At 40.6% G+C, this 1,087-nt stretch carries 1 protein-coding gene and 1 pseudogene; one reads left to right on the top strand and one right to left on the bottom strand.

Annotation, left to right across the window (positions count from 1 at the left end; genetic code table 11):
* Positions 1 to 262 (top strand): annotated as a pseudogene (locus A3738_RS31725) (sodium-dependent transporter); the annotation flags it as partial.
* Between the two features lie 309 nt (positions 263 to 571).
* Here the strand turns inward: A3738_RS31725 and A3738_RS28410 are convergent.
* On the bottom strand, positions 572 to 1,087 hold a 516-nt coding region (locus A3738_RS28410; protein WP_231876789.1), incomplete at its 5' end, for a DNA-directed RNA polymerase subunit alpha C-terminal domain-containing protein.

A 1,087-nucleotide genomic window follows, 5' to 3' on the forward strand; every position in this document is an offset into this window, starting at 1 on the left:
GATTGGTGCGGCCGCTTCTGCAGCTTCTGCAGCTTCTGGCGACGTATTCAACTTCTTAGATGTCGCAACAGCAAACTATATGCTGCCTCTTGGTGGACTACTTGTCGCAGTATTGATCGGTTGGAGAATGCATAGAAACGAAATCGAAGAAGTACTCGCATTGAAATTAACATTTTGGTTCAAATCATGGTTCCTAGCAATTCGCTTCATAGCGCCAGTTTGCATTGCCCTTGTTATGCTAAATGGTTTGGGGCTGCTGTAAGTTGGTCATTTTTTAGTTTTGAGAAATTGAAGGCGCATATTCAAAATCATACAATCACACGCATTCGCACGCGACGATATCGCATCGTAAATACTTCTCATTTGCTAGTTTATCGAACTAAAAAGAAACTATGGAATTATTGACGATTCAAAATACTAACTCGATTGATAGGCTAAGTATCCTGACTACACCAAAAATTAATGGTTCACGTTTACTTTGTTTAATAAGCTAAAAGCAGATCACGTTTACTAGAGAGGCCTGCATGTCAGCTAACAAACATTTACATTATTAATAGGGTCCCCGAGAACCTCAGACATTTTTATTAAAGTTTTTACGTTTTGTTTCTGTAGACACTGCATTCAAATAAGTCTTCACTAGTTCCAAACGCTTTGGCCCTAGGCCTTTTATATTTTTCAGCTCATCCTCACTTAGTTGGCGCAAGTCATTCAAAGTTTCAATACCGTGTTTAAGCAAGCAGAGTTTAATGCGCTTATCTAAAAGCGTATCTTGAATTAAATCCCCCAAATCATCGGAGGAACTATCACCTTTTGAGGTTTCCTGTTTTGTCGACGTTCTTACATTGGATCCAACAGCACTCGTATTTGCTATTAACTCTCCCGAGCCTGCACCACACGCGATAATAGTCCTCATTGCATCACTCACGGAAATCTCAGGATAAAGCGTTACCTGTTCCTGCTTAACATGATAAATATTTCCCGAAGTAGGGTTCGGACCGGTCGGCATAAAGATAGTATATCGTCCATCATCATGCTTACTTGTGACAAGTGCCGTCACTTCGGTAGTGCAGTCTCCAAAAAGCTTGAC

Source organism: Oleiphilus sp. HI0066 (assembly GCF_001635725.1).